Origin of the sequence: Spirosoma validum, assembly GCF_014699035.1 — a bacterium.
Classification (GTDB): Bacteria; Bacteroidota; Bacteroidia; order Cytophagales; family Spirosomataceae; genus Spirosoma; species Spirosoma validum.
In genome coordinates, this window is the sequence record NZ_JACXAA010000019.1 from 61864 (window position 1) to 87835 (window position 25972).

Sequence of the window (25972 nt, forward strand, 5' to 3'; positions counted from 1 at the left end):
TCAAGCCAGGCAATAAGCCTATTGAATTATGTCAACCCAGCCGCTCCACCGAATCGATACCATAGCCGCCTATCATCAGTTTGCTGGCCTTCCCAAACCCGCCCACCCGCTCATTAGTGTGGTCCGCTTTGAGCACATCAGACCACGGCCGATTGACAGGCCAAAAAGCATTGTCAATAACTTCTATTCGATCGCCTTGAAGCGAAATTTCACTGGTCAAATGAAATACGGCCAACAACCCTATGATTTCGACGAAGGGGTACTGGTCTTTCTGTCGCCGGGTCAAGTGCTTACTGTTACGGCCGATGAATCACACGAACATACGGGTTGGTTATTGATGATCCACCCCGATTTTTTGTGGTGTACCCCCCTGGCCAAAACCATTCGGCAGTACGATTATTTTGACTACGCGATTCGAGAGGCCCTGTTTCTATCGGAACAGGAAGATGCTATGATTGTGGGTATAATCCAGCAGATTCAGCAGGAATACCAGGCTCCCATTGACAAGTTCAGTCAAAATATTATCGTTGCTCAACTGGAGGTGCTGCTCAACTATGGCGAACGGTTTTATCAGCGGCAGTTCATCACCCGGAAGATTACCAATCACCAACTTCTCGACCGATTTGAGGCAGCCCTGGATGCTTATTTTGCCAACGGTGAGCTACTGAAAATTGGCTTGCCAACCGTGGGGTACCTGGCCGACCAACTGAATCTGTCTCCAACGTATCTGAGTAGTTTACTGAAGACGCTGACGGGGCAGAACCCTCAACAGCATATTCGCGATAAGCTCATCTCAACGGCCAAAGAAAGGCTATCGACGACGAATTTGTCGGTTAGTGAGATTGCCTATGAGTTGGGTTTTGGGCATCCCCAGTCATTTAGTAAATTGTTTAAGAGCAAGACTAGTTATACCCCGCTTGAATTTCGCCATTCATTCAATTAGGGGAAGCTTCCCCTGAACGATGTCAATGTGGCGAGATAACTAGTAAAGTTTGATAATACAAAAATCGCGTTTCGCAATATCGTACACGAAAAGGCTTTGGTCAATGAACGACTCTTCAGCGTTAGCCTAGTATATCCGTCAACAATTTATAAGCCTGAAAGCGTTTACAAAATGGCTTCGATCAGTGCGATCAGTGATCGGGCAATTTGGTTTATAAAAGAGGGTTTGTCGATCATTGATCATCGGCCTACTTCTCAGCAGGAGTACCTTGCAACGTGTTTAGGCTGAGTAACAGACCATTGATCAGGGCTTCTGCCAGTGCACAGTACCATCGGCACTCAGCAAATTTCCCCCCATCGCTTCCCCCAACTCGTGGGTCAACATAGGGAACCCTGGATTCCAGCTCACCTCCAGCTCCGCTTCGTTCAGGGCCTCGAATTTAGCCCACCACAAGGCGGGGGGGTGGCAATCGGGGCGGTAGATGTTAGCCGTCTCGGCCACCACGATTTTTTTTCCCGGAAACAACTGCCGGGCCACTCGCAGCATGTGGGCAATGTCATTCTCGAAATAGATGTTCAGGCCGACGATGTCCAGAAGCTCCGCCCCGCCTTGCTGCCAGCTCTGACAACCCTTTTGCCGGGCAACCTCATCGGCTTGCCCCAGTACCGTAGCAAAAGGCCGGGCCTGGTCGGGGTAGGGCATATCGCCCCAGCCCCAGGGTTCGCTCATGGCCGTCAGACAAGCAGGGTCTGCGGCTTTGAGTCCCTTGGCAATGGCAATAGTGATGGCACTGGTCTGTTGATAGACATCCCACCAGGGTCGTCCGCCAAATGGCCATTGACGATTGTTGGGAGCCGCAATCCAATCGGTCCAGATGCCCAGTTCCACGCCAATGTTGTAACTGCGGAAAACACCCGGGTAGCGGAGAGCAATCTGGTAGGCCTGCTCGTACATGGCCTCGGCGGCCTGCTCACTCCAGAACATGGCCTCATCGATCCATTCGGGTAATCCGTAGTGATTCAGGACTAATTCAATCTGGCCCTGGCTGGTGGTTTGCAAGCGGTCCAGCCAGGCATAATCCGGACCACGGTTGACTTCATCCCAGAGAACCGTATCGCGGAAGAGGGTGAGACCCATCTGACGGGCCCGACGGTAGTTGTCCTCCATCTGGTCTTTGTGGCCGGTGGCCAAAGTGTTGGAGAAATGCAGCCAGCGTCCGTCATCCCCCCATCCCCGCACGATGCTGCCGTCGAAGCACATGCCATATCTCATCGCTATATCGGTCGTTATACCTGTTTAGTGAATAACGCTTACGGGCTGATCTGGTTTCAGAGGAGCTACTAGCCGGAGCATAGACGGCTGCCAGTGATGGCGAGTTATGCAAATAGCCCGCTAATACGTTCATTCAGTACTTACCCATTCATGACTACCCCTTTCTTGCAACGTATCATCTCCGGTGATCGACAAATTAGGTCTGGACGTTGCCCGATCAATGGATGTTCCAACCGGTGGCGTCGCGCCAAAAGGGTATCTGACCGAGAATGATACTGATAAGCGGTTACGGGATTATGGACTCACCGGACACATATCCCCCCTATCCACTCCGAACCCGCGCCAACGTGCAACAGCCCAATGGCACCGCGAATTTCGGCAACGTAACAGGTGGTACCAAACTGACCCTCGTTACGTGCATCCGGGAAGACAAACCGTATCTTGTCAATCCGGATGTCGAACAACTTCAGGTATGACTAGTCGATGAGCATAGTCGTGTGCTGAACGTAGCGGATAGCCGAACTAGTAAATTGACACCGATGCCGTTTGAACACGATCGTTACGTGCTAACAGATACCTTTCAGTAAGCCGTATATTCGAATTGTCTCAATTAATGAATGGCAAGCAGATCGATTTGGAAGATGAGAATCGAATTGGCGGGAATCTCCCCCTGTTCCTGAGAACCATAGGCTAGAGCAGGGGGTAGATATAAGGTAATGCGTCCACCCGGCCCGATAAGCGGAATCCCTTCCTGCCAACCCACGATCAGTTGATTGAGCCCAAAACTGACATCCTGTCCACTGTCAAAGCGGGTACCATTCGTTAAATGCCCCTCGTAATTGACGCTGACATTGGAACAAACTGTTGGTTTTTCTGTGCTACCTGACTTTTGAATGGCGTAATAGAAACCGCGTTTATCGGCCGTGGCGCTAATCTGATTCGACTCAATAAACTGTTTGAGCTGGGCAATTTCCCCGTCAGGTGCCTGAGTGGTAATTGGAGTGGGCACACAAGGGGATTTATCCGCTGACTGACAACTGATCAGCAGTGTGAGGCTACTCAGCCAAATGACGACTGACTTTAGGAAGATTCGGACCATAGGCGCAAGATAGCTTTTTTCCCAACGAGGTTAATTGATTGAGAATTCGAATTAGGTAGCAAACGAGTGTCTTGTTGGTCAATTAATCGGACGTTTTTGTGAACGATTTTAGTTTTGACCCGTCCTGATTTGTGTTGACCGTTTTGTCGTTAATCCCTTTTATACTAACCAAGCTAAGTTAGTCCGGTTTTTCATTGACCACAAAGCTCGCCATTACTCGCTTGATATAATAATTCTTCCACCGTCGCTTCAGTTTGCCCTCCTGGCGGTGGGCTTACTCGGGAACCAACATGTCACAACTTAAGTGAGGCCGTTTATAGTTGTATAAAAAGACGGCTTGCTCAAGAACCACTCGGGCTTGGGCCAATGAGTAAACGGATTGATGCGCTAAATACTCGTTTTTGATGATCCCATTGACCCGCTCAGCGATAGCATTCTCTAGTGGATCTCCGTTTTCGGTCATACTGATCTGAACACCGAACGAATCTAATAAGGCCACATAGTCGTCACAGCAATACTGTAAGCCTCGGTCGGAATGATGAATCAAGGTCTTGCCGATCTGGGGGTTGATACGTCCCAGCGCCATTTGTAGAGCGGCTTTGGAATGCACTGCATGTAAGCTCTCGGCGACCTCATAACCCATAATCCGTTTGGAATAAGCGTCGGTCACGAAGGAAATATACAGGCACCCGTACTGTGTGAACCAATACGTTATATCCGCGACCCACAATTGATTCGGTTTTTCGACCATCAACTCCTTGATTAAATTGGGATACTTCCTGAACCGGTGGCCAGAGAAGGTGGTGGTTACTCGCCGTCTCCTCCTTCTGATTAACAGGCCCTTAGCCGCCAATAACTCAAAAAATGCATCCCGTCCCATCTTAATGTCTTTCCGAGCCATCTCCTCTTTGAGCAGGTCGTGTAACTTGCGACCACCCATTTTGGGATGATCCTTACGCAGTTTTTTGACCCACTCAATCACGTCGGACTCGCTATCGATCTGGCCGGCTTGCCGCTGCCAGTACTGATAATAGGCCTGTCGAGAAAAACCAATCGGACCGCCGAAGCGGCCACCCTTCTAACTGCCGAATGTGCAGCTTAGGATAATTCACGAGCATGAATCGGATGGCTTGGTAGCGGACTTTTTTTCAATGTCAACGCCTAGCTCCTGTTCGGCAACTTTAACGATGGTCGAATAATACAGGGCTTTGAATTTAGCCTCTTCCAGTTCTTCTTCGAGCGCATGCACCTTGGCTCGCAATTCATGTTGATCCTCACCCTGTAATGGAGAACGAGGGAGTGCGGCTTTCTTTGGGGTGGGCGGCAGATCGGGTTGTTCAGAAGCCATTTGTCTGTTTGTTTGAGCCTCTTTCTCTACCTTATTTACCCAATGTCGTACCGTCTTGCGGTTGACTTCGAACTGAACAGCGGCTTGGTCCAGGTTAAGCTTGCCCAGGTGAATTTGTTCCACCATTTGGCGCATGATGAGTTCATGCTGTTGCATGGGTGATTGACTAAATTGATCCATAAGTTAACCAGTTTGTGGTCAACTTTTTCCAGGACAAGTCAGTTTGAGCTATCCGGAAAAATCTTAACCATTGGCTGATTGGATCTCTTCGCTTTGTACATTTGAGAAATTACCATCAACTTATACATTTTATGTCCGGTATCAAAAACCCCATATACGCCTATAAACTCTTTCTTTTGGGTCTTGCGACACTAGTCATGACCGGTAGTTCGCTGGCTCAAACGACTGGTACGGCCATTACGCTGGGTGGTAAAACCATCCATACCGTTGGTAAACTACCCGCGGTGGGAACCTCAGTCAAAGATGTCTCATTGACCGGTATTGATCTTAAGGATAACTCCTTAGCCGATTATAAGGGCAACTATGTGATCATGAATATTTTTCCCAGTGTAAACACCGGGGTTTGTTCCAAATCGGTACGAAAGTTTAATGAGGATGCGGCTGGTTTGAAAAACACAACCGTGCTCTGTATTTCCAAAGATCTGCCTTTTGCCCAAAAAGCGTTTTGTGGGGCGGAAGGCATTAAAAATGTGGTGATGCTTTCTGATTTCAGAACTGATTTTGGCCATTCGTACGGGGTACAAATTGCCGACGGCCCTATGAAAGGTCTGTTAAGTCGCGCGGTCATCGTGGTGAATCCCGAAGGCAAAATTGTTTACCAACAGCAGGTGCCGGAAATCGGGCAAGAGCCTGACTACGCAGCCGCTCTCGCTGCCATCAAGTAGGATCCGGCTGTTTCAGTCTGAAAATGTATCGGACGTATAGCTGAACATTTAAAGGTCTCGCTGAAACGGATCAGTATTCCGCGGATTAGTTATCTGCCTATTCATCCGAAATTACCGAAGGCCGCCAAGCGGCTTGCGCATCGGTGGGCCATGTTGGGACGTGGTCAGTAACCAACCAAATCTCCAGGCAACGGACCTAATTCCTAAACCAAAGGGGGCTCCAGTCTTGACTAGCTACCACACTCCAGAACACTTTAGTCGCGCTGGTTGACGTTGTTTTCTTGTACGAACCAACCTGAATTGGCTGCCTTTATGAATATTGATCTCAACGAAGTTTTCCTGGCTGATTTAGACTGGAGCTTTGCCCTGCAAATTGTTCTCCGAACCTTGATCATGTTTTCGGTCATTCTGGTGTTTCTGCGACTCTCAGGCAAAAAAGGCGTTAGCCAGTTGTCCATCTTTGAGGTCGCTATCATCATTGGGCTAGGCTCCGCAGCGGGCGATCCGATGATCAACCCCGATAATGCCATTGTGCCCGCCCTGATTGTCTTTGCGACCATTATGGTCTTCTATCGATTGATCACCTGGGGTGCCTCTCGAAGCGAACGGTTCGAAAGCCTGGTTGAAGGAGACCCGGTTTATGTGATCGAGGAGGGCATGTTTGTCCTGGACGCTGGTGAACACACCTTCGCAAAAGACGAGTTTTTTGCCGAGATGCGGCAACAAAACATCGAACACGTAGGCCAGGTTCAAACGGCCATATTAGAGACGAATGGCAACCTAAGTTTTTTTTACTACGCTGATGAAGACGTCAAACCAGGTTTACCCGTTCTGCCTAAGTTGTACCACAAAAAAAGTGGTTCCTTACCTCAAGCGGGGCAGTACGCCTGTACGACTTGCGGTCAGATCGAACAGATCAGAGCTAACCAGCATACATGCCCGCGTTGTCAACAAACCGAATGGGTTGAAGCCCTTAAGACCCAACGCCGAACGTAATGGTTTTTACAGTTATCAAAGCGAGCATTTTCTTATGTCTATCCAAAGCGCTATGAATTCCGGTTTAGTCAAGAAACCTTCCTGACTCAACTTAACGGCCAACGATCTTTCGTTTGTGGTTTTGGCCCCACCGAATCATAGCATCAATCACTTCCTTAAGCGTTCCCGCATAAGGCGTTGACGAATACTCAACCGTAATCGGCTTGGTAGGACAAACTTGTCGGCTAACCAGTTGATTAAGCTCCAGTTCTTGTAATTCTTTGGATAAGATTCGGGGTGAAATGCCGGACTCCCTGGCCAGCTCACCAAAGCGCTTGGTCCCCTCATTAATCAGGATGGAAAGAATTAACAATTTCCATTTTCCATTCACAACGTATAAAGTGTCCTGAATTGCGGAATGCACGTTTTGGCACGCTACGTCTGATTTATCGTTCATATACTATCCTTTCTGTAACTAGTTACCTTTTTGTAATTGGTAACAAATATACCCTATCAGAGCGCCAATTTTACCGTTCAGTTCAACTCGTTAAAAAAATGGGCAAATTCAATAATAAGGTGGTTGTCATCACCGGAGGCAATAGCGGTATTGGGTATGCCACCGCTAAAGAATTTAAAGCACAAGGGGCTAGCGTCTTGATAACCGGAAAAAGGGAAGACGCTTTAAAGAAGGCTTCGGACGAACTGGGCGTACAGGCAAAACTGACGGACCAGTCAAATCTGCAGCACATTGATGAACTGGTGGTGAACGTACACGGTACGCTTGGTAAAGTCGATGTATTGTTTATAAACGCCGGGGTCGCCTTCTTTGCCCCGATTGATTCGACTTCCGAAGCGCAATTTGACACCATGGTTAATGTCAATTTCAAAGGTGCCTTTTTTACGCTTCAAAAATTCCTTCCGATTCTAAATGACGGTGCTTCGATCGTGTTTTTGACCTCGGGCAATACGGCCCTGGCCATGGAGAGCAGTTCTGTGTATTCAGCCAGTAAGTCAGCGATTAGCCATTTGGCAAAAATTGCAGCCAAGGAACTCGCTCCCAGACAGATCCGGGTGAATACGGTCAATCCCGGACCGACTGAGACGGAGATGCAAAGTAAGTTTGGCATGGATGAAGCGACCTTGATGGGCATGAAGACACAAATTCTCAGTCAGGTGCCCTTACGAAAGATGGGTGTAGCCGAGGATGTCGCTAAAATGGTCGCCTATCTTTCGGATAATACGGTAGCCTCGTTTATCACCGGTGGAGAGTTTTTCATTGATGGCGGGATGGCCTTATAAGTAAACGACTGTCTTATGGTGGTATAGGTTGACAGCCTGTATCAGCCTAAGACAGTCGTACTCGTCCCCGTTTTCACACCAATTTATCAGGCGTCAAGGGGAGATCCCTTAACCGTTTACCCGTTGCATTGAAAACGGCGTTTGCAATGGCGGCTGCCACACCGGTAATACCGATCTCCCCGATACCGCGGGCGCCAATGGGTGAAATATGGGGATCAGCTTTTCCGATAAAATGAACATCGATGGGCGGCACATCCAGGTTGACGGGTACATGATAGTCGGCCAACGTCCGCACGACCGGACTGCCCCAGCGTTTGTCGTATTCGGTGGCTTCCATCAGGGCGGCACCAATGCCGAAAATGACACCGCCAATGATTTGTGAACGGGCCGTTTTTTCATTCATAATGCGACCGACATCCTGTACGCTGGTGAAGCGTTTCACCCGGATGGTTCCCAAATCCTCATCCACCCACACCTCGGCAAATTGTGCGCCAAACGAATGGAAAGCATAGTGTTTGCTATCGCTGTTCTGTTCAGCTGGAATCTCCCGGGGTGTGCAAAGGGCACTGGGTACGGTAAGGCCCGCACCGGAAACCGGCAGGGTGGTGGCACAGGCTTCCACCTCAGCCCGCTTGGCACGACTTATGATGTCGGCATAGGCATCGGTCTTCTTCTCATCGCCGTTGAGAACGAGTTTGCCATCAGCATAACCAATCTCGTCAGGTTTACGCCCATGGAGTTTGGAAGAGGGGTCTGCAATCGCTAGCGCTGCGAGCTCTTTTCTTAATAAGACGCAGGCTTCCATCGCGGCCGGATGAATACTCGCTGTTGTTTGGGAACCACCGGCCAGCGGTGCAGCAGGCAAACGGGAATCACCGATTTTTACTTGTATCCGTTCAACCGGCACACCCAGCGCATCAGCCGCCGTTTGCGCCAATACGGTATAGGTTCCGGTTCCAATATCGATCGATGCCGTCATCACCGTTACGTCTCCTTTCGCTGTCATGGACACCTTTACCGAAGCCGCACTCCGGCCACCGGGATACGTAGCGGTCGCCATACCATAGCCCACCAGGTAGTTTCCGTTTCGTTTCTGTCTGGGCTCCATGCTCCGGGCCGACCAGCCAAATTTCTCCGCACCGATCCGGTAACAGTCAACCAGGAACTCGCTGGAGAAGTCATGTCCTTTCATCGGGTCCTTAGTGGTATGGTTGGCGATTCGAAACGCAACTGGGTCCATCTTGAGTTGATAGGCCATCTCATCCATAGCGGACTCCAAGGCAAAGGTGCCTGGCGTCTCGCCAGGTGCCCGCATGAAAGTGGGTGTGCCCCGATTCAGTTTGGCTACGTTGTAAGTGACTTCACGCAACGGAGCTTTGTAGAGAACCAGCGACTGCTTGCCACTCGGTTCAAAGAATTCGGTCAGGTTAGTGTACGTATCGGTATGATGACGAATCGCCTTCAATGTTCCGGCCGTATCGGTACCCAGGGCCACGCGTTGAATCGTTGCGGCACGATGTCCTACGTTGGTCTGCATCATCTGGCGGGTGAGCGCCAGTTTGACCGGACGGCCTGCTGTTTTGGCGGCCATAGCGACCAGAAGCGTATGAAGCCAGAGACCTTTGCTGCCGAAGCCGCCACCCACGAAGGGGGCGATCACGCGCACGTTCTCCTGCTGTAGACCGAAGAAATAAGCCGCGATGGCACCGGTGAGGCCCACGCCCTGGGTAGTATCATACAGGGTAAGCTTGTCGGCGGCTTCCCAAACGGCCACTGTGGCGTGTGGCTCCATCGGATGATGATGCTCGACCGGGGTGGAATACGTATTTTCCACGCGATGTGCTGACGTAGCGAGCGGGGTAGCTGCCTTACCCCCATTCACCTGAGCTTCCTCCCCCATCAACTTCGTTGGTTTCTTACTGTTTGGAAGCTCCGCTTTCAAATCAGTTGCGGCTTTCTCCACGGCATAACGCACCTTGAGTTTATAAGCAGCCGTACGGGCCTGTTCGTAACTCTCGGCCACGACCACGGCGATGAACTGTCCGGGGTAATGCACTTTGTTATCCTGCAAGGGTGGAAGATTCTCACCCAGGAAAGCGGCACCGGCCTTCGCTTGCGCCTGCATATCAAGCGGTTTAAGCTTCAGGGCATTCTTGTAGCTAATAACGCTGATTACGCCGGGTTCTTTTTTTGTGGCCGCGTCATCAATAGAGGTGATCCGTCCTTTTGCAATCGTTGCCCGGACGGGGAACGCATAAGCCATATTCGGCTGGTTAAATTCCGCGGCATAGGTTGCCTGGCCCGTTACCTTCAGGCGACCATCAATACGGCTGATTGGTTTACCAGTTTCACTCATGATCTGATCCGTTGTCTGTTGAACGATAGTACTTTTCCATTCCGTTACCGGCGGCTAGCCTTCAAGCCCGTATACCCCACCCTGCATGGCCCCCTGCAAGGCACGCGTAATGGCTTTCTTCGCCATTGCCACCTTAAACTTATTATGTTCCAGGGGTCTGGCGTTTTTAAGTTCGGCTTCGGCAGCTGCCCGAAAGTTGGCCTCCGTGGCTTCTTTGCCAGTCAGCCATTTTTCGGCAACCGAGGCACGCCAGGGTTTATGGGCAACACCGCCCAGTGCGATCCGAACCTGTTTAATCTGGTTCCCTTCCAGCGACAGGGCCGCTGCGACTGAAACCAAAGCAAACGCATACGAGGACCGTTCCCGAATCTTCAGATAATACGAGCGTTCGGCAAAATCATTTGTCGGCAATTCGATTGACGTGATCAATTCGCCCTGTTTCAGGTTGTTGTCTTTTTCGGGAGTATCGCCCGGCAAACGGTGGAAATCGGCAAATTCGATGGTGCGTTTGGCGTTGTTCTTGCCTTCCACATGAACCACCGCATCAAGCGCTGCTAAGGCTACGGCCATGTCCGATGGGTAAACCGCGACGCATTTTTCAGACCATCCAAATATCGCGTGGTTGCGATTAATACCTTTCAGAGCACCGCACCCAGAACCCGGTTCGCGTTTATTGCAGGGCATGTTTACATCATAGAAATACGTGCAGCGTGTGCGCTGATTGAGGTTGCCCCCATTGGTCGCCATATTTCGAATCTGCACACTGGCCCCCGCAAGGATAGCCATGGAGAGCAGCGGGTAGTTTTTACGAATAAGTTCATGATTGGCCGTGAGTGCATTGGTCGCTGTGGCACCAATGGCTACACCCGTCGCCGTCTTTTCAATATCGGCGTGTTTCAACCGGGTAATATCCACCAGCTCGGAAGGATGCATGACATCTTCTTTCATCAGGTCGACTAAATTCGTTCCGCCACCCAGGAATTTGGCACCGGGATTCGCCGATACAAGATTGACGGCCGTGGCCGGATCACCGGCCTTTGAATAGTTGAATGGTCTCATGATTGACGAGTGCTTAATAGGATCAAATCGTGCCGTCCGCAAATTGCCAAACCTGGGCAACGGCCTTGTCACCATGCACTTCGCGGATGGCATCCACAATATTGGGATAGGCCCCGCACCGGCAGATGTTGCCCGACATCCGTTCCCGGATTTCCTCATCGGAGAGTTTGACTGGCTTGCCCGCCTGGCGCACATTACGGGTAACATAACTGGCCTCGCCGTTCTTGGCTTCACTCATCAGGGCAACCGCCGAACATATCTGGCCGGGCGTACAGTACCCACACTGAAATCCGTCATGTTTAATAAACGCAGCCTGCATGGGATGAAGCGTATCTCCCTCGGCTAACCCTTCGATGGTAGTCACTACCCTATCCTCGCAGGTGGCGGCCAGAGTTAAGCAGGACAGTACGCGCCGACCATCAATCAGGACCGTGCAGGCACCGCACTGACCATGATCGCACCCTTTTTTGGAGCCCGTCAGCGCCAGGCGCTCCCGCAAGGCATCCAATAACGTCATGCGTGAATCCACCAACAGGTTCTGCGCACGGCCATTTATCTTGAGCGCTACATTGACACCGTTCTCCAGCGCTATCGGGGGCGGAGGTGCTCCGGTGGTGGTTCGGGCCATCAACTGTTCGATACCAAGGAACTGGGCGGCCAGCAAGCCGGTGCCGGTAAAGGTGATGAGTTTTAGGAAATGCCGTCGTTTCAAGCCTGAGGTAATGATCTCAGGTAGTTCATCAGGCATGAGGTCTTCGAGAACCTTTCGTTCTTCGTCGGTCAGATCGGGAAACTTGGGTTGGTCTTCCATGATGTAGGTTTGAAGAATCTTCTAAAGATACTCTTTTACGACACGACTTGTTTGACTTGAATTTGCTACCTTTTACTGAACCGTGTTATACGATCGTTTAAAATTGCGTCCAGTTCAAAAAGCTATACAGCAAGTGGATTTGTGCAACAGCTACAAGTGTTTCCGAGATTGATACATTCTGGGCAGCCAGCACAAAGTTTTCGTATTTTAGCTGAATCACTTGATCTTCTTCGGCTCAGAAAGACGAATGGACACATTGATCAAACTACTGGTGGTAGAAGATGAAATGCTCATCGGGGCAAAAATCTCTATGCTGCTTATGAACTTGGGTACGAAGTGGCCGGTATATTGCCCCATGGCGAAAAAGCTATTGTTCATGTAGAGAATAACCGACCCGATATTATTCTGCTCGACATCAATTTAAAAGGGAAGATGGATGGCATTGAAACGGCGGCCATTTTTCAGCAGAAAAAAAACCGGTTATTTTCCTCACTGCCAATTCTGACGATGCTACGTTTAACCGGACTAAACAGACACAACCAGCCGCTTTTATAACGAAACCGTCTAAGCAACTCGATCTGCAACGAGCTATTGAACTCACCATCAGCCGCCTGGTCGCAGCGGAAGAAGAACCTGTACCGACCGATACGGATGGAGAAGAGAAGCCCTTCATTTTGAGCGATCGCATCTTTGTCCATCATCATGAGCGAATGATAAAGATCCTGATGATGGACATTCTTTACATTGAAGCCGACCGAAATTACAGTCACATTTTCACGAAAGAAAAGGAATATTTACTATCCGTTACGCTGAAAAACATTGAAGAAAACCTACCTCAGCCTTTTTTTATGCGCATTCATCGCTCCTACCTAGTGAACCTGATGCATATTGATGAAGTGCTGGAATCAGACGTACTGATCGGTAAGCAGGAGCTTCCATTGGGTAGCGGTATGCGAGCGCAGTTGATGCGACGAATGCGAACCTTGTAATCACCTTACTGTTTGGGTTTCCCATCCGACGAAAAGCTATCCCGGAATATTTTCAGTTTGCCTTCTTCCCATTTCCAAACCAATAGGTATCTTCCTTTTGACGCCACTCTTCCGTCTGAAAACGCGAACGATAGCGTTCCTTCTTCCACAACCAAATTGTTATCATTACCCCATACGCCGATGGTTGTGTAGTCAAATTTGGTTATGCCGGCACGGATAAGCTCCCCGTATAAGGATTGGACGCCCGACCGACCTGTTGTTGTGGGTATAGCGTGGTTGAAAATTTTTGCGTCCCGGGTATAAATGCTGGCGGCCTTTACGGAATCAGATTTCGCGAACGCATTACTGAATAGGCCACTCTGAGCATCAATTTCGTTGATGACTTTCGTTGAGTCGAAGGCTGTTTTTGTGGTAGATGATTGTGCGGCTACCTTATGACTTAATGTTGAAACGAATAGTAGAAGCAGTATACAACGCGACGTGATTTTTTGTAAGTATGTCATGTCTTTATAGATAGGAATAGCGAAGCCTATCATGAAATACCTCGCGGTAATTAGCCTGATTTACGTACTGCCGTTTTGGTCAAACGCGCAAAACTCACCGGTTTCTCCGGTATTAAATTTGAAATTAAAGAGGTATTTGGACAAGGCGACAAACTAACCAAGTATTGGGTATTTAGCGGAAAGCATACCGGCGACTTTTTTGGAATAGCCCCTACCGGCAAATCAGTTACGTTACAAGGACAACGATCGTCCGTATGGAAAACGGACTTATTATGGAAGAGCAGGATTTTTTTGACAACCTAGACTTATTGACCCAGCTTGGGGTATACTAATAAAAGTTACCAAAAAACAATAAGAAGCATTCTACCAAAAATCATCAGCGTTTGCAATACAAAGAAGCAGGTCCTTCGGGACCTGCTTCTGCAATATCTGAACTGTCTGATAAGATGTACTAGTCAATGAGCAATCTATTGGTTCGCTTTGAGACGGGGCCAGCCACAAAATTAGTTGTGCGAATATCCCCCTCCCATTGGAAAATAAAAAGCTTCTCTGTTGACGGACTCAGCGTGTAGGTGTTATCATTACTTCCGTTAGCAATTGCCGTTTTATTGAAGGTAGTAATAGAGAAAAGGCGCGAGCCATATGGTCCGCGCCTTTTCTATAATGCTGAAGTAATATAATCTAGTTGAGCGAGTAAGCTTTGACTGTATTGTGAAAAAAGGTAGGTACAAACAGCACTTTAGTCATTGGATTATACCCAATGTCAGCTGAATTTATCTTCTCTTTGGAGGTGTCCATTTTTAATTCGGTAGTCCCATCCGCATGGATATACCAAATTTTCCCGCCCCATTCAGTGACAACATAGGTCTTGTTTCCCAGAGCTACAATGCCATCGATACCACCCATACCTTTGGCTATCGTACTCAATTGTTTTGTTTCAGGGTTCAGACCTAGCAAAGATCCGTCGCCATTACCGATCAGCAATTGATTGTTTTCAAATAGAAGCCCGTTGGTGCCTTTGAGGGGAGCATCTGCTAAAACAAGACTAGCTTTGCCATTCGTAATCGCCCACACTTTACTATCGTTCGAGTCCGTGACGTACACAACGCCTTTTTTCGTATCGATGGCAATGTCATTGAGGAATTTAGCCCCTTCGATTGGATATCGGTTCAGGATTTTACCTGTAGCCAGCGCTATCTCAGCAACCTGAGTCATTTCGGTAACGTACAGTTTGTCACCCATAATCCCCATGCCTTTGGTCGAATTAAGGTTGTCGGTAAATTTCAATTGAATTACCTTCCCATCCAGACCCACTTTGGCGATATAACTGCTTTTGTTTTCCAGATTAGGATTGCCATTGATACAGGCAACGTATAAGATTTTTTTGGTTGGCTCATAGAGAACACTTTCGGGTGTACGAAGCGTCGTGTCGGTTTCCCATATGGGTTTTAACTCAATTGATTGAGCCTGGGCAATATAGCTTAGGCTGGCGACTAGACTAAACAGAATGAGGAGCGATTTTCCCATGTTGGTACGTTCAAAGATTGTAGTAGGTTAAAGCGCAATAGCCAATTTACTTACCTAGGTCTAAACAACTTTTTACCCGTTTGGCAAACGACAATATTTTGGTTTTACCTCTCCTATTCATGGTTGGTTTGTAGCCCAATAGCTTTTTACATATCCTGCATTCATTAACCTAGATGCCAGAAATGTTTTTAAACGAATTTTTCATTCGCTGATTCTACGATCTATCAAATATACTAGCAACCATCGCCCTTATTTAGACTGAATCTTAGTAATTTGCGACGTTTTTGGGCGCTAAGGCCAAACACGTTGCATCAGCAATTCAACTCGGGTATATGCATATAAAAAAAATAGTATTCGCTCTTCTGGTAGGCATTGCCTTCTCCGTTCATGCCCAGAAAAACGTGCTGCTGGACCAGTCGTTCTGGCAGGGTAAGCCGGATGTAAGCCAGGTTAAGGCAGAAATTGAGAAAGGGAACAGCCCGTCGCAGTTCAATCCGGCGAGTTTTGATCCCGTTGTGATGGCGATCAACGCCCAGGCACCTAATGAGACAATCAAGTATCTGTTAGCACAACCCGGCAACGACGTTAACAAAATCACGCACGATAGCCGTATCTACCTGCACTGGGCCGCCATGCGAGGTAACGTAGAGATCATGGAATATTTGCTTTCAAAAGGGTCTAAAACTAACGTAGAGGACAGCCACGGCATGACGGTATTGAATTTTGCGGCCGCTGGCGGGCAACCGAACACGCAGGTCTATGACTTGTGCCTACGTAACGGTGCCAACCTGAAAAAAGACCTGAATCATGACGGAGCCAATGCGTTACTGATTGCGGTCGCCAACGACAAAGACCTCAAATTGACCGATTACTTTGTCTCAAAAGGCCTGGATCTAAAAAGTACGGACGCAGTTGGTAATAATGCGTTTAGCTACGCTGCCAGGGGTGGTAATATCGACGTACTAAAAGCGCTACAGCAACGAGGAGTTCCCGTAAACCCTACGGCCATAATTATGGCTAGCCAGGGAGGACGTCAGGGTGCTGCGCCCATCGAAGTGTTCCAATATCTGGAAAGCCTGGGTATCAAACCGACTGTGACAAACAAGGCTGGTGAAAACGTCTTGCACGCTCTTGTTCGCCGACCTAAACAAAATGAAATCATTCAGCACTTTCTGGATAAAGGCGTCGATGTTAATCAGGCTGACGAAGAAGGCAATACAACATTTATGAATGCGGCTGCTTCCAACCGGGACGTTGCTGTCCTGGAGATGCTGATACCAAAAGTAAAAAACATCAATCAGCCCAATCAGAAAGGGGCAACGGCACTGGCTATGGCCGTGCGGGGTAATTCGCCTGAAGTAACGACCTATCTGTTAACTAAAGGAGCCGACATTAACGTAACAGACAAAAACGGAGACAATCTGACTGCTTATTTGGTACAATCGCGACCCGATGATTTTGAGGCAAAACTGAAACTGCTTCAGGACAAAGGTCTCGACGTGAAAGCCCCTCAGAAGAACGGTAATACATTGTATCACTTAGCCGTTGCCAAAAATGACCTGTCGCTGGTGAAACGGCTGGAATCTCTTCAGATCGATGTTAACGCCCGTAACAAGGAAGGCATCACCGCGCTACACAAGGCTGCGATGGTGTCGAAAGATGATGCTATGATGAAATATCTGTTGTCGATCGGGGCGAAGAAAGACATTCCGACCAACTTTAAAGAAACCGCTTTCGATCTGGCCAGTGAAAATGAATCGCTGTCGAAAAACAACGTATCCGTTAACTTTCTGAAATAGAAGCTATGTCTCGTTTACATATAATCGGCTTGCTGATTCTGTCCCTGATAGTGACCGGATCGTCGGCTTCGTTTGCACAGCAATCCGGCACTTCCCAGTACAAGTGCATGATTCAGATGACCAATTACATGGGCGAAAAAGCGTACGTCGCCGTTTCGCTCATGAACGGGAAAGGTGCCTATGAGAAAACCCTGTACGTGCTCGGTTCTGATAAAAAATGGTATCCAGACGTAAAAGCATGGTACAAGGCGCTTGGCAAAAAAACGCCCAACATCAGCGCCATCAGCGGGGCGTCGGTGGCCGGTGGCGATCGCAGCGTTATCGTGCTGGACATCGACAATTCGAAGCTCGATAAAGATTATAAACTACGGTTCGAAAGTGCTGTGGAGGACAAAGAGGATCATGCAAAAGACATCGAAATTCCGCTGACGACAGCAGCACTTTCTGCCAAGAGTGAGGGGACAGGCTTTATCCGCTACGTACGCTTTAGCCCCAACACTAGCAACTAAGTTGCCCTAATTAACAGGGCCTCGATTTATGACCATTTCTGTCTGGAGATACAGTCACTTAGTGTTGGCTGTATCTTCTTTTCTTTTATTGACCCTGGCTTCAGTTACGGGAGTTATTCTGGCGTTTGAACCCGTATTGCAGAAAATGCAACCATATCGGACTGATACCATAAGCCAACTTACCCTGGCCCAGACGCTGCCCATTCTGAAAAAAAGTTTCTCCGAAATTAGTGAACTGAGCGTTGACGCCAACCAGTTTGTACAGATTAAGGGAAGCGATGCCGACGGCAAAAATCTAACCGCTTACGTTGATCCGCAGACCGGTAAAATCCTGGGCACACCTACGCCCCAGAGTGAATTTTTCCAGTGGGTCACCGCGCTCCACCGGTCACTTTTTCTGCACGAAGCTGGCCGGTTTTTCATCGGACTAACGGCATTCCTTCTGCTGCTGATTACCATTTCCGGCACTATGCTGATTATTCAGCGGCAGCGGGGTGTCAAACGCTTCTTTACCCGGATCGTTCGGGCCAACTTCGCGCAGTATTACCACGTCGTGCTGGGGCGACTATCGCTGATTCCGATTTTCGTGATTGCCCTGTCGGGAACGTATCTTTCTCTTGATCGATTTGGTCTGGTTGGAGCGGAGAAAGTTTCTCCCAAAATCGACTTCGACTCCATAAAGGCAAAGCCTGAACGAAAGCTAGCCGACTTTACTATTTTTCAGAATACGCGGCTTGCGGAGGTACAGAGTGTCGAATTTCCGTTTTCGGACGATGTCGAAGATTACTACACGCTGAAACTTAAGGACCGCGAACTGACCGTCAATCAGCTAACAGGCGACATTCTCAGCGAAAACCGGTATCCTACTGCGCTTTTGCTCACCAACCTGAGTCTGGATTTGCACACTGGACGAGCCAGTGCCATTTGGGCCATTATCCTGGCCGTGGCATCGGGAAACATTCTCTTTTTCATCTATTCCGGCTTCGCCATTACGCTCAAACGACTGGCGAACCGAGCGAAAAATAGGCACACTGCCGATGAGAGCCGATTCATAATTCTAGTTGGATCGGAGAACGGTACCACGTTCCGGTTTGCCCAGATCATTCATCAACAATTGCTCAAGCAAGGCGAGAAATCCTTCCTGACCGAGTTCAATAAGTATACCGCTTTCCCCAGGGCAGAGCACCTGATTGCGCTGACCGCTACGTATGGGATTGGCGATGCACCGACCAATGCCAACCGGTTTGCTACGTTGATCGAAACATATCCGCAATCGCAGCCGGTGCGCTACTCTGTAGTCGGTTTTGGATCGCACGCTTATCCCGATTTCTGCAAATTCGCCTTCGAAGTAAATCAGTTGCTTTCCCGTCAGAAATGGGCCGTTCCGCTGGTCGACATCCATACGGTTAATGATCGCTCACCGGACGAATTTGCTTTATGGGCCGAAGCCTGGTCACAGCAAACCAACCTACCGATGCCCGTTACGTCGGACTTGCTGAAGATTCCCGCGGCTGATCTTGATACGCTGACCGTAACTAACAACACTGGCACCGCACAGCCAGACGGTACGTTTCTGATTCGCTTGCAACCCAATCGCAAGCGGCCCGTTACGTCGGGAGATTTGCTGGCTATTTATCCGGCCAACGACTATCGCGAGCGTCTGTATTCGATTGGCATGCTCGATAAAGAACTCCAGCTTAGTGTCCGATTGCATGAGAACGGACTGGGGTCCAGCTTTTTACACAGACTAACACCCGGCGACACGATTCGCGCTAAAATCGTCAGCAACGATCATTTCCATTTTCCGAAAAAAGCGCCGGTCGTTGTGATGATCGCCAATGGCACGGGCATCGCTCCGTTTCTGGGGATGATTAGTGATAATAAACAGCAAGTGCCCTGCCATTTGTACTGCGGTTTCCGGCAAAGCAGGTCGTTCGATAGTTACCAAGATTTTCTGGAAGCAAGCCGGTCAGCTCAACAACTCACGAATCTACACGTAGCGTATTCGCGGGAGGGCGAAAAACAGTACGTTAGCGACCTACTCACCCGCGATGCCGACTTCATTGCCAATACGTTGATGATACACGGTGTCCTGATGATCTGCGGATCGCTGGCTATGCAAAAGGATGTCCTTACTCTGCTCGAAACCATCTGTCAGACGAAACTGGGCCAGAGCGTCAGCGTTTACCAATCACACAGCCAGATTTTAATGGACTGCTACTAGGCTTTTATCGTTGTGAATGTCTTACTGGTGCTAAGCTCAGGCATGGCAAATTCTGAAATCACCTTTTTTGGCAGGATTAAATGATCTTCAACCGTTCTTCTTCCAAATCAATTTGATATAATTGCTGTCGGATAATGTCTTCGTCAATCTTCGGGTCTTTGTTGAGTTCGGTAAGGTATTGCCGCTGGATTTCGAGTAATTCCACAAAAATTGCCTTTGTCTTTTCATTCATCCAGCTGTCATCGGCGGCTTTGGCGCGTTCTTCCCATTGCTTCAAGAATTTCTCCATACCGGCGTAACCAGCCGGCTCGCTTTCATATTTAGCCTTTAGAAACTGATAGACGTGTTGTTTCAAGCCTTGTTTCATCTTTTGTCTGGTCACTTCTTCTGATTCTTCTTCGATTATGCCGTCAAACAACCCCGACCGTGTTACCAAGTAAGGGAGTGTAAGTCCCTGTACCAGAAGCGTAAGCAGGATTACAACAAACGTAATAAATAGAATGAGGTTCCTTTGTGGGAAAGCGATACCATTATCCAAGGTGATGGGTATAGCCAAAGCCGCAGCCAGAGACACAACACCCCGCATACCCGTCCAGCCCAGTAGCAGGGGCATCAGCAAACGTCTTCTGTTGGATCGGGCACGAGGCATTACGCCAGGCCGGAAGATAAGCGTAGCCAGTAGTGCCGCATACGAACTAATGACTCTGGCGGCAATCAATACCCCTGTCACCAATATCCCATAGCCAATAGCGGTACGTAATGGAATGCCATTCGTACGTAGACCCTCGACAATTTCGGGAAGCTCCAGACCGATGATCAGAAAAACCACCCCATTCAGAATAAACACGAAACTTTCCCAGACGCTAAAGCTCTGAATACGGCTGGCACTGTTTAGAAAAACAAGTCGCCTGGCCGACATAAACAAGCCACCGCTCACTACCGCCAGTACGCCCGAGCAATGAAGCTGCTCCGCCACCCAATACATAAAATAAGGCTCGATAAGCGTCAGCGCTATGTTGGATTGCGCATCGAGCGGAAGGCGTTTATGTGCCTGAACAAAAATCCAGGCCAGCAGCAAGCCAATACCCGCACCGCCCAGTACCATCCAGACAAAACTCAGAGTCGCTTCCTGCCAGATGAACTGACCGGTACCCACAGCGACCAGTGCGAAGCGGAAAATGATCAGCGATGACGCATCGTTGAGCAGGCTTTCGCCTTCCAGAATAGCCGACGTAGATTTGGGGATTTTTACAAACTTGGTAATGGCTCCAGTACTTACCGCATCGGGTGGAGATACGATGCCTCCCAATAAAAATCCTAAAGCAAGGGTAAATCCTGGAATGAGATGGTTAGCCGCTACCGCTACGGACAAGGCAGTAAAAAACACGACAAGAAAGGCGAAACTACCAATGATACGCCACCATTTTTTCATCTCTTTAAACGAGATCGTCCAGGAAGCCTCAAATAAGAGTGGCGGCAGGAAAATAAAAAAGATAAGGTCGGGATTGATACGTACCCTAGGCAGTCCCGGCATGAAACTTACCAGAAGCCCGGCAACCACCAGCAGAATCGGATACGCAATTTTTAGTTTGTTAGCCCACATGTTCAGCAACACGATGGCCGCTATCATGGCGAGCAGAAAAGGTAAAAGGGTGTGCATTAAACCAGGGATTTATAGTCCGTATGTTTCTAAAATTTTTGCCTTAAAAGTACGATACGCAGGCTGATAACAATATAGGATCAAGGTTACTGAGCTACGGCTCAATCCCCCAACTGCTAATTTTCACTACTTTTACCGGATGCAGGATATCGGATCATTTCTTACGCTCTATAGACAAAACAACAAACTCGCTATCCGTCTCATCTCTCCCACTTTCGGCCATATTCCTTCCGAAAACCTTGATCAGTACGGTCTTACCCATCGCAAACCGTACTACTTTTTCCTCTTTATGCTGGAAGGTGGCACCCAGCATGGCGTCGATCTTCAACAATTCGAGATCAATGCCAACGAACTCCTTTTCATTCTGCCTCACCAAATTCACCGGCTCCCAACTACCAAACATGGCACTGACTACGTCAAGCTTGGTTTTGATGAAAACTGTCTTTCCCTGTTGCCAAAACAATATCCTTTTCTTGTCAACCCGTTGAACAATCAAAAAATTAAATTCACCACATCAGCGGCTGCAAGGCTAAAATTTACCTTCGACATACTGCTCAACTTAGTAAGCAGGATGGATACCGATCCTGAACTCATCCTAGCTCACCTCAACAGCCTGTTGACCGAAATCAACGCAGCTTATTTTTCCGCCGACAAAAGCCCAGCCGACGACAAACTTTCTCAATACATCCGCTTCAAACTCTTTGTCGAAGACAACCTTACCGATCATACAACCGTCAGTGAGATTGCCCAAAAAATGGCCCTCAACCCCCACAGTTTATATACAATCGTTAAACACTACTCCGGCCTTTCTCCCAAAGCGTTCATCACCAACCGGCTCATTCTGGAAGCCAAGCGACGTCTTTATTATGCTGAAAGCTCCATCAAGGAACTGGCCTACGACCTCGGCTTCAACGATCCTGAATACTTTTCCCGGTTGTTTAAAAAAGTGACTGGCCAAACGATTGCTACGTTCATCCAGGATTTGTCAGGGAACTAATCCGATTTGTCCGGCTCCTTTTCTGGGATTCGCCAGACCTTTGTTCTCGAAATAAATACACAAATGATGAACCGAAAACTAGGAACAAACGGCCCTCTTGTATCGGCGGTGGGTTTAGGCTGTATGGGTATGTCGGGCGCCTACGGGCAATCCGACGATAAAGAATCCATCGCCACCATCGAACGAGCGCTTGAACTCGGACACAATTTTTTAGATACGGCCGATTATTATCGCGTTGGCCACAATGAAGAGCTAATCGCCCAGGCCATCAAAGGCAAACGTGACAAAGCCTTTCTCTCCGTAAAAACGGGTCAGTTGGTTACGCCCGGACCTAACGGCTCTATGGGACCCGGTCCGGTAAGTGGCCGTCCTGACTACATACGTAACGCTGTTTTTTACAGCCTCCAACGACTTAAAACGGATTACATCGACCTCTATACGCCCGCACGGGTAGATCCAAATGTCCCTATTGACGATACGATCGGCGCACTGGCTGACCTTGTAGAAAAAGGTATTGTTCGGTACATTGGTCTCTCTGAAGCATCGGCCGTTTCGATTCGTAAGGCTGCTGCCGTACATCCCATCACCGCCCTGCAAATAGAGTACTCGCTCTGGACTCGCGATATTGAAGCCGAAGTCCTTCCAACCATCCGCGAACTAGGTATTGGTCTGGTTGCCTATGCTCCACTAAGCCGGGGTTTTCTAAGCGGAGAAATCAGAACGCCCGAAGATCTCAAAGACAGTCGTATACACATGCCCCGCTACCAGGGCGAGAACTTCTACAAGAACCTTGATCTGGTCGAAAAGATCAAAACGCTGGCGGCCCAAAAAAGCTGTACCCCTGCACAGTTAGCGATTGCCTGGGTGCTCGCCCAGGGCGACGATATAATCACTATTCCTGGCTCCAAACGTATCAACCATCTCGAAGAAAATTATAAATCCGAAAACGTACAACTCACCGAGGATGACATACAGAGCATCGAAGCGATTATGCCAGCCGGAATCGTTTCAGGCACCCGCTACCCCGAACGGTTCTTAACTGCCTTGAACCAATGAACGTTCATTGGCAAATAAAAAGGTAGTAGTGCCCCGCGGGTCTCTGGTTATGCAAAAGAATATCCTTCGTTGCGCCAGGTTGCCGGACCGTTAACATCCGTACGAAATAGTTCACACTATTAAACAAAATGCCAGTTGACGTTTGGGCGAATACGGAACCGCGCGGTAATGCGTTTCAAAAACTGCTTCCGATCGACTAAGCGAACACTCCGTTTCTGTAACCTTTAAAACCAACGGCTCTCGCTCCGGTCAGATTGGAGCGAGAGCCGTTGGTTTTAATCAGCTTGATTTATTTAATCCGTGTTACTACGCTTAGAATTCGAAGTCTGGATTTTTCTCTTACTTCACGTACCTGGTATTGGTTTGCTAGCCGTTTGTAACTTCAAAAGCTTTACCTTCTGACGACTTCCTCACCCCTTTATCCTTCAGTATCTGACCTATCTCATTCGCTAAATAGATCGAAGCTTCGATCTCTGCTTTACGGATGGCAACGCTTTCAATATTGAAGCCGAAAGGGATAGATCGTTCCATACAGTATGTGGTTAGCTCTTTGGCAATATCGAGGCAGATATTTACTGATTTTTCAAGAATATCGTCAGATTTTTCCAGCTCTTCTTTCAATTCATCCGGTACGTGAATACCCAGCCACTCCATAAAATGCAGTGTTTTGACAGATCCGCAAGCGGTAATCGTGAAAATGATCGTCGGAGATTTTATTGCCTGCCTGTTACACCTAAGGGCCAGATCTTCGATGACCTGCTTAGCGTAGTCAAGATTGAAAACACACTGTGAGATAAAGTAAGATACTCCGCAGTTCATCTTGTCCAGCATCCTGACATCTTCATCTTTCAGCACTTTGTGTCGTTCAGGGATGGTTACAGCGCCGATAACGGATGTATCCTGGTGTTTGCTCCAGATCTTGTACGCTTCCGGGAGGCTGGTTTTTACCGGAAAATCCGGCGCAGGCACGCCGACAAAAACAGGATAGAAATTTTGTTCGTGCAGTCGTTCCAGCCAGTCGGATAGCTCTATGGTAGAAAATTTACCGGCAGGTCGGTAGATTATTTTCGGGATGGTTAACGTATCCAGATATCCGGAGGCAAAAACAAGGGGATCAAGCGCATTTATAAACGGAAAGGGCCTTTCTTCTGCTGTCCGGGCCGACTCATCCTGTACATCATAAACTACGAGGGCATCGATGTCCAGGGTAGCCAGTCGCTCCATTGTTTTTTGGGCAATCTCGGTAACGCGTTCAGGGGTAGTCCCGGCTTTTGGCGGAGTGATGCCGTAAAGCAGCACGCCTGATTCTCCGGATTTGATCTTTTCTAAAAACATAATAGTACTTGAACCAGATCTTGAGGGTTCTTTTTCTGGCTTTAAAGATACTATCTATATAATGGATTTTCCGCCATCATCGCTTGTACTTCCGCACAGGACTTTCTTTAACCCCGTCTCATCGCTCATCAGGAATAAAGAATGACGATTACTACAAACTATGCTGTTTCAAACCCAAATTCGGGGAGAAAAAAATCTGTCCTTCGTCGGTGATTAGGATATAGCTGTACTGTGGGTACTTTTTGATTAGTTTCAGCCCGGCATCTTTGCCCAGCACCATCAGCGACGTACTAAATCCATTGGCCGTTTCAGCACTAGGACCGAAGACCGTTACGCTGCTTACGCCCGTTGCCGGATAGCCTGTGCTGGGATTGATAATGTGTGCGTACCGCTTGCCATTGAACACCACGAACTTCTCGTAACTACCAGAAGTTACTATCGCGCTATGACGTAGCGGTACAACTGCGAAAACGGTATCGTTACGTAGTGGATTGGTGATGCCAATGGTCCAATCGCTCCCATCCGGCTGTTTGCCCCAGGTACTCATATCGCCGGAGCCGTTGACAATTCCCGCTTTAACACCTTTTGCCAGCATCATATCGCGGCAGCGGTCAGCGGCATATCCCTCCCCTAGCGCACCGAAGCCAATCTTCATTCCTTTTCGTTTCAGAAAAATAGTAGAGTGTTCGCGATCCAGCACGATGTTCTTATAACCCACCTTCTCTACCGATTTCCTGACCGCTTCTGGGCTCGGCATTTCTGTCATCGAGCCGTCGAATTTCCAGATCCGATCCATTGCAGCAAAGCTAATATCAAAAGCCCCGTTCGTGATTTTAGAGAAATGAAGTGCCCGTTCCGTCAGAGCAAATACTTCCGGGTCTACCCGAACCGGGGCGACACCAGCATTTTTATTAACCTGCGAAATCTGGGTATCCGCTTTCCAGTCAGAGATTAAATTCTCGATCCGTGTCACTTCAGCAATCACTGTGTCGATATTACGTTCGGCTGAGAGGAAATCGGTTGCAACAAGGGTAATATCGAACCGACTGCCCATCAACCTGACGGTTCTTTTTCGGAGAACCTGTGACGTGGCATTGAATCCCAATAAAATCAGTAACAGAAGAACTACGTATCTCATGCTGCAAAAATCGGAAGACTTGATCTAAACAAACCTTTTTAAGGGTAGGACATGCCCATGAATTTAGGAATTGCCTCTAAAGTTTTATTAGTGAAGTTGTCTAAAGTTATTGCCTGACTGAATGTAAAAAGGGCCACAGAAGTTGATTGGGTGTCGAATCCATCTTCT

26 protein-coding genes are annotated in these 25972 nt (G+C 48.5%); 13 read left to right on the plus strand and 13 right to left on the minus strand.

Annotation, left to right across the window (positions count from 1 at the left end; all coding sequences use genetic code 11):
* Positions 1-28: 28 nt before the first annotated feature.
* Positions 29-943, plus strand: coding sequence for a helix-turn-helix domain-containing protein (locus tag IC230_RS30615; RefSeq protein ID WP_191042890.1), 915 nt, complete (start codon positions 29-31; stop codon positions 941-943).
* 303 nt (positions 944-1246) lie between these two features.
* Here the strand turns inward: IC230_RS30615 and IC230_RS30620 are convergent, their stop codons facing one another.
* Complete coding sequence (locus IC230_RS30620) at positions 1247-2215, minus strand: hypothetical protein (protein ID WP_191042891.1); 969 nt, start codon at positions 2213-2215, stop codon at positions 1247-1249.
* Positions 2216-2511: 296 nt separating this feature from the next.
* On the opposite strand from IC230_RS30620, the gene IC230_RS30625 reads away from it, so the two are divergent.
* Positions 2512-2691, plus strand: coding sequence for a hypothetical protein (locus IC230_RS30625; RefSeq protein WP_191042892.1), 180 nt, complete (start codon positions 2512-2514; stop codon positions 2689-2691).
* A 134-nt stretch (positions 2692-2825) separates the two neighbouring features.
* Here IC230_RS30625 and IC230_RS30630 read toward each other — a convergent pair whose 3' ends face one another.
* From IC230_RS30630 to IC230_RS30640, 3 genes are all read right to left on the minus strand, one after another.
* Positions 2826-3314: an FKBP-type peptidyl-prolyl cis-trans isomerase gene (locus tag IC230_RS30630; protein ID WP_191042893.1), complete on the minus strand. Its 489-nt coding sequence runs from the start codon at positions 3312-3314 to the stop codon at positions 2826-2828.
* A 274-nt stretch (positions 3315-3588) separates the two neighbouring features.
* On the minus strand, positions 3589-4368 hold the full coding sequence (locus tag IC230_RS30635) for an IS3 family transposase (protein WP_191042912.1): 780 nt from the start codon (positions 4366-4368) through the stop codon (positions 3589-3591).
* 54 nt (positions 4369-4422) lie between these two features.
* Positions 4423-4842, minus strand: coding sequence for a hypothetical protein (locus IC230_RS30640; protein ID WP_223860957.1), 420 nt, complete (start codon positions 4840-4842; stop codon positions 4423-4425).
* Between the two features lie 131 nt (positions 4843-4973).
* On the opposite strand from IC230_RS30640, the gene tpx reads away from it, so the two are divergent.
* Together tpx and IC230_RS30650 are read left to right on the plus strand one after the other, a co-directional pair.
* On the plus strand, positions 4974-5567 hold the full coding sequence (gene tpx / locus IC230_RS30645) for a thiol peroxidase (protein ID WP_223860958.1): 594 nt from the start codon (positions 4974-4976) through the stop codon (positions 5565-5567).
* 312 nt (positions 5568-5879) lie between these two features.
* Positions 5880-6563: a DUF421 domain-containing protein gene (locus IC230_RS30650; protein ID WP_191042894.1), complete on the plus strand. Its 684-nt coding sequence runs from the start codon at positions 5880-5882 to the stop codon at positions 6561-6563.
* A gap of 91 nt (positions 6564-6654) precedes the next feature.
* Here the strand turns inward: IC230_RS30650 and IC230_RS30655 are convergent, their stop codons facing one another.
* Positions 6655-6999, minus strand: coding sequence for a winged helix-turn-helix transcriptional regulator (locus IC230_RS30655; RefSeq protein ID WP_191042895.1), 345 nt, complete (start codon positions 6997-6999; stop codon positions 6655-6657).
* Between the two features lie 98 nt (positions 7000-7097).
* On the opposite strand from IC230_RS30655, the gene IC230_RS30660 reads away from it, so the two are divergent.
* Complete coding sequence (locus IC230_RS30660) at positions 7098-7841, plus strand: SDR family oxidoreductase (RefSeq protein WP_191042896.1); 744 nt, start codon at positions 7098-7100, stop codon at positions 7839-7841.
* Between the two features lie 73 nt (positions 7842-7914).
* Here IC230_RS30660 and IC230_RS30665 read toward each other — a convergent pair whose 3' ends face one another.
* Genes IC230_RS30665 through IC230_RS30675 form a run of 3 tightly spaced genes read right to left on the minus strand, consistent with a single transcriptional unit; the run spans position 7915 to position 12067 of the window.
* Complete coding sequence (locus IC230_RS30665; protein WP_223860959.1) at positions 7915-10197, minus strand: xanthine dehydrogenase family protein molybdopterin-binding subunit; 2283 nt, start codon at positions 10195-10197, stop codon at positions 7915-7917.
* Between the two features lie 54 nt (positions 10198-10251).
* Positions 10252-11256: an FAD binding domain-containing protein gene (locus IC230_RS30670; protein ID WP_191042897.1), complete on the minus strand. Its 1005-nt coding sequence runs from the start codon at positions 11254-11256 to the stop codon at positions 10252-10254.
* A 22-nt stretch (positions 11257-11278) separates the two neighbouring features.
* Positions 11279-12067, minus strand: coding sequence for a 2Fe-2S iron-sulfur cluster-binding protein (locus IC230_RS30675; RefSeq protein ID WP_191042898.1), 789 nt, complete (start codon positions 12065-12067; stop codon positions 11279-11281).
* 336 nt (positions 12068-12403) lie between these two features.
* Between IC230_RS30675 and IC230_RS34250 the strand changes: the two genes are divergently transcribed.
* On the plus strand, positions 12404-12622 hold the full coding sequence (locus IC230_RS34250; RefSeq protein WP_317171874.1) for a response regulator: 219 nt from the start codon (positions 12404-12406) through the stop codon (positions 12620-12622).
* Positions 12623-12777: 155 nt separating this feature from the next.
* The gene (locus tag IC230_RS34255; protein ID WP_223860960.1) at positions 12778-13056 is read left to right on the plus strand and encodes a LytR/AlgR family response regulator transcription factor; all 279 of its coding nucleotides are present in this window, start codon (positions 12778-12780) and stop codon (positions 13054-13056) included.
* Between the two features lie 5 nt (positions 13057-13061).
* Here IC230_RS34255 and IC230_RS30685 read toward each other — a convergent pair whose 3' ends face one another.
* Positions 13062-13559, minus strand: a complete 498-nt coding sequence (locus IC230_RS30685; protein WP_191042899.1) for a YybH family protein — start codon at positions 13557-13559, stop codon at positions 13062-13064.
* Positions 13560-13634: 75 nt separating this feature from the next.
* Here IC230_RS30685 and IC230_RS34890 point away from each other — a divergent pair, with 75 nt between their 5' ends.
* The gene (locus tag IC230_RS34890) at positions 13635-13862 is read left to right on the plus strand and encodes an ester cyclase (RefSeq protein ID WP_191042900.1); all 228 of its coding nucleotides are present in this window, start codon (positions 13635-13637) and stop codon (positions 13860-13862) included.
* Positions 13863-14240: 378 nt separating this feature from the next.
* Here the strand turns inward: IC230_RS34890 and IC230_RS30695 are convergent, their stop codons facing one another.
* Entirely contained in the window at positions 14241-15086 is an 846-nt protein-coding gene (locus IC230_RS30695; protein ID WP_191042901.1) for an SMP-30/gluconolactonase/LRE family protein, read from the minus strand.
* A gap of 332 nt (positions 15087-15418) precedes the next feature.
* Here IC230_RS30695 and IC230_RS30700 point away from each other — a divergent pair, with 332 nt between their 5' ends.
* Genes IC230_RS30700 through IC230_RS30710 form a run of 3 tightly spaced genes read left to right on the plus strand, consistent with a single transcriptional unit; the run spans position 15419 to position 19618 of the window.
* A complete protein-coding gene (locus tag IC230_RS30700; protein WP_191042902.1) occupies positions 15419-16885 on the plus strand; it encodes an ankyrin repeat domain-containing protein in 1467 nt (488 codons plus the stop codon).
* A gap of 5 nt (positions 16886-16890) precedes the next feature.
* Positions 16891-17394 (plus strand): DUF2271 domain-containing protein, encoded by a 504-nt coding sequence (locus IC230_RS30705; protein ID WP_191042903.1) that lies wholly within the window; start codon positions 16891-16893, stop codon positions 17392-17394.
* 28 nt (positions 17395-17422) lie between these two features.
* A complete protein-coding gene (locus tag IC230_RS30710) occupies positions 17423-19618 on the plus strand; it encodes a PepSY domain-containing protein (protein ID WP_191042904.1) in 2196 nt (731 codons plus the stop codon).
* A 76-nt stretch (positions 19619-19694) separates the two neighbouring features.
* On the opposite strand, the gene IC230_RS30715 is transcribed toward IC230_RS30710, so the two are convergent.
* The gene (locus tag IC230_RS30715) at positions 19695-21278 is read right to left on the minus strand and encodes a Na+/H+ antiporter (RefSeq protein WP_191042905.1); all 1584 of its coding nucleotides are present in this window, start codon (positions 21276-21278) and stop codon (positions 19695-19697) included.
* A 139-nt stretch (positions 21279-21417) separates the two neighbouring features.
* On the opposite strand from IC230_RS30715, the gene IC230_RS30720 reads away from it, so the two are divergent.
* The gene (locus IC230_RS30720; RefSeq protein ID WP_191042906.1) at positions 21418-22275 is read left to right on the plus strand and encodes a helix-turn-helix domain-containing protein; all 858 of its coding nucleotides are present in this window, start codon (positions 21418-21420) and stop codon (positions 22273-22275) included.
* A 63-nt stretch (positions 22276-22338) separates the two neighbouring features.
* Complete coding sequence (locus IC230_RS30725) at positions 22339-23331, plus strand: aldo/keto reductase (protein WP_191042907.1); 993 nt, start codon at positions 22339-22341, stop codon at positions 23329-23331.
* Positions 23332-23697: 366 nt separating this feature from the next.
* On the opposite strand, the gene IC230_RS30730 is transcribed toward IC230_RS30725, so the two are convergent.
* Together IC230_RS30730 and IC230_RS30735 are read right to left on the minus strand one after the other, a co-directional pair.
* Entirely contained in the window at positions 23698-24666 is a 969-nt protein-coding gene (locus IC230_RS30730; RefSeq protein WP_191042908.1) for a methylenetetrahydrofolate reductase, read from the minus strand.
* Between the two features lie 151 nt (positions 24667-24817).
* Positions 24818-25804, minus strand: a complete 987-nt coding sequence (locus tag IC230_RS30735; protein ID WP_191042909.1) for an FAD:protein FMN transferase — start codon at positions 25802-25804, stop codon at positions 24818-24820.
* Positions 25805-25972: the final 168 nt, after the last annotated feature.

Bases quoted from the DNA above. Each gene is read 5' to 3' on its own strand.
- IC230_RS30660 (WP_191042896.1), top strand. From the start codon at position 7,098: ATGGGCAAATTCAATAATAAGGTGGTTGTCATCACCGGAGGCAATAGC.
- IC230_RS30625 (WP_191042892.1), top strand. From the start codon at position 2,512: ATGGACTCACCGGACACATATCCCCCCTATCCACTCCGAACCCGCGCC.
- IC230_RS30640 (WP_223860957.1), bottom strand. From the start codon at position 4,842: ATGGATCAATTTAGTCAATCACCCATGCAACAGCATGAACTCATCATG.
- IC230_RS30675 (WP_191042898.1), bottom strand. From the start codon at position 12,067: ATGGAAGACCAACCCAAGTTTCCCGATCTGACCGACGAAGAACGAAAG.
- IC230_RS30630 (WP_191042893.1), bottom strand. From the start codon at position 3,314: ATGGTCCGAATCTTCCTAAAGTCAGTCGTCATTTGGCTGAGTAGCCTC.
- IC230_RS30665 (WP_223860959.1), bottom strand. From the start codon at position 10,197: ATGAGTGAAACTGGTAAACCAATCAGCCGTATTGATGGTCGCCTGAAG.
- IC230_RS30650 (WP_191042894.1), top strand. From the start codon at position 5,880: ATGAATATTGATCTCAACGAAGTTTTCCTGGCTGATTTAGACTGGAGC.
- IC230_RS30670 (WP_191042897.1), bottom strand. From the start codon at position 11,256: ATGAGACCATTCAACTATTCAAAGGCCGGTGATCCGGCCACGGCCGTC.
- IC230_RS30685 (WP_191042899.1), bottom strand. From the start codon at position 13,559: ATGACATACTTACAAAAAATCACGTCGCGTTGTATACTGCTTCTACTA.
- IC230_RS34255 (WP_223860960.1), top strand. From the start codon at position 12,778: ATGATAAAGATCCTGATGATGGACATTCTTTACATTGAAGCCGACCGA.
- IC230_RS30705 (WP_191042903.1), top strand. From the start codon at position 16,891: ATGTCTCGTTTACATATAATCGGCTTGCTGATTCTGTCCCTGATAGTG.
- IC230_RS30730 (WP_191042908.1), bottom strand. From the start codon at position 24,666: ATGTTTTTAGAAAAGATCAAATCCGGAGAATCAGGCGTGCTGCTTTAC.
- IC230_RS30715 (WP_191042905.1), bottom strand. From the start codon at position 21,278: ATGCACACCCTTTTACCTTTTCTGCTCGCCATGATAGCGGCCATCGTG.
- IC230_RS30700 (WP_191042902.1), top strand. From the start codon at position 15,419: ATGCATATAAAAAAAATAGTATTCGCTCTTCTGGTAGGCATTGCCTTC.
- IC230_RS30615 (WP_191042890.1), top strand. From the start codon at position 29: ATGTCAACCCAGCCGCTCCACCGAATCGATACCATAGCCGCCTATCAT.
- tpx (WP_223860958.1), top strand. From the start codon at position 4,974: ATGTCCGGTATCAAAAACCCCATATACGCCTATAAACTCTTTCTTTTG.
- IC230_RS30710 (WP_191042904.1), top strand. From the start codon at position 17,423: ATGACCATTTCTGTCTGGAGATACAGTCACTTAGTGTTGGCTGTATCT.
- IC230_RS30725 (WP_191042907.1), top strand. From the start codon at position 22,339: ATGATGAACCGAAAACTAGGAACAAACGGCCCTCTTGTATCGGCGGTG.
- IC230_RS30655 (WP_191042895.1), bottom strand. From the start codon at position 6,999: ATGAACGATAAATCAGACGTAGCGTGCCAAAACGTGCATTCCGCAATT.
- IC230_RS30720 (WP_191042906.1), top strand. From the start codon at position 21,418: ATGCAGGATATCGGATCATTTCTTACGCTCTATAGACAAAACAACAAA.
- IC230_RS30695 (WP_191042901.1), bottom strand. From the start codon at position 15,086: ATGGGAAAATCGCTCCTCATTCTGTTTAGTCTAGTCGCCAGCCTAAGC.
- IC230_RS30620 (WP_191042891.1), bottom strand. From the start codon at position 2,215: ATGAGATATGGCATGTGCTTCGACGGCAGCATCGTGCGGGGATGGGGG.
- IC230_RS30735 (WP_191042909.1), bottom strand. From the start codon at position 25,804: ATGAGATACGTAGTTCTTCTGTTACTGATTTTATTGGGATTCAATGCC.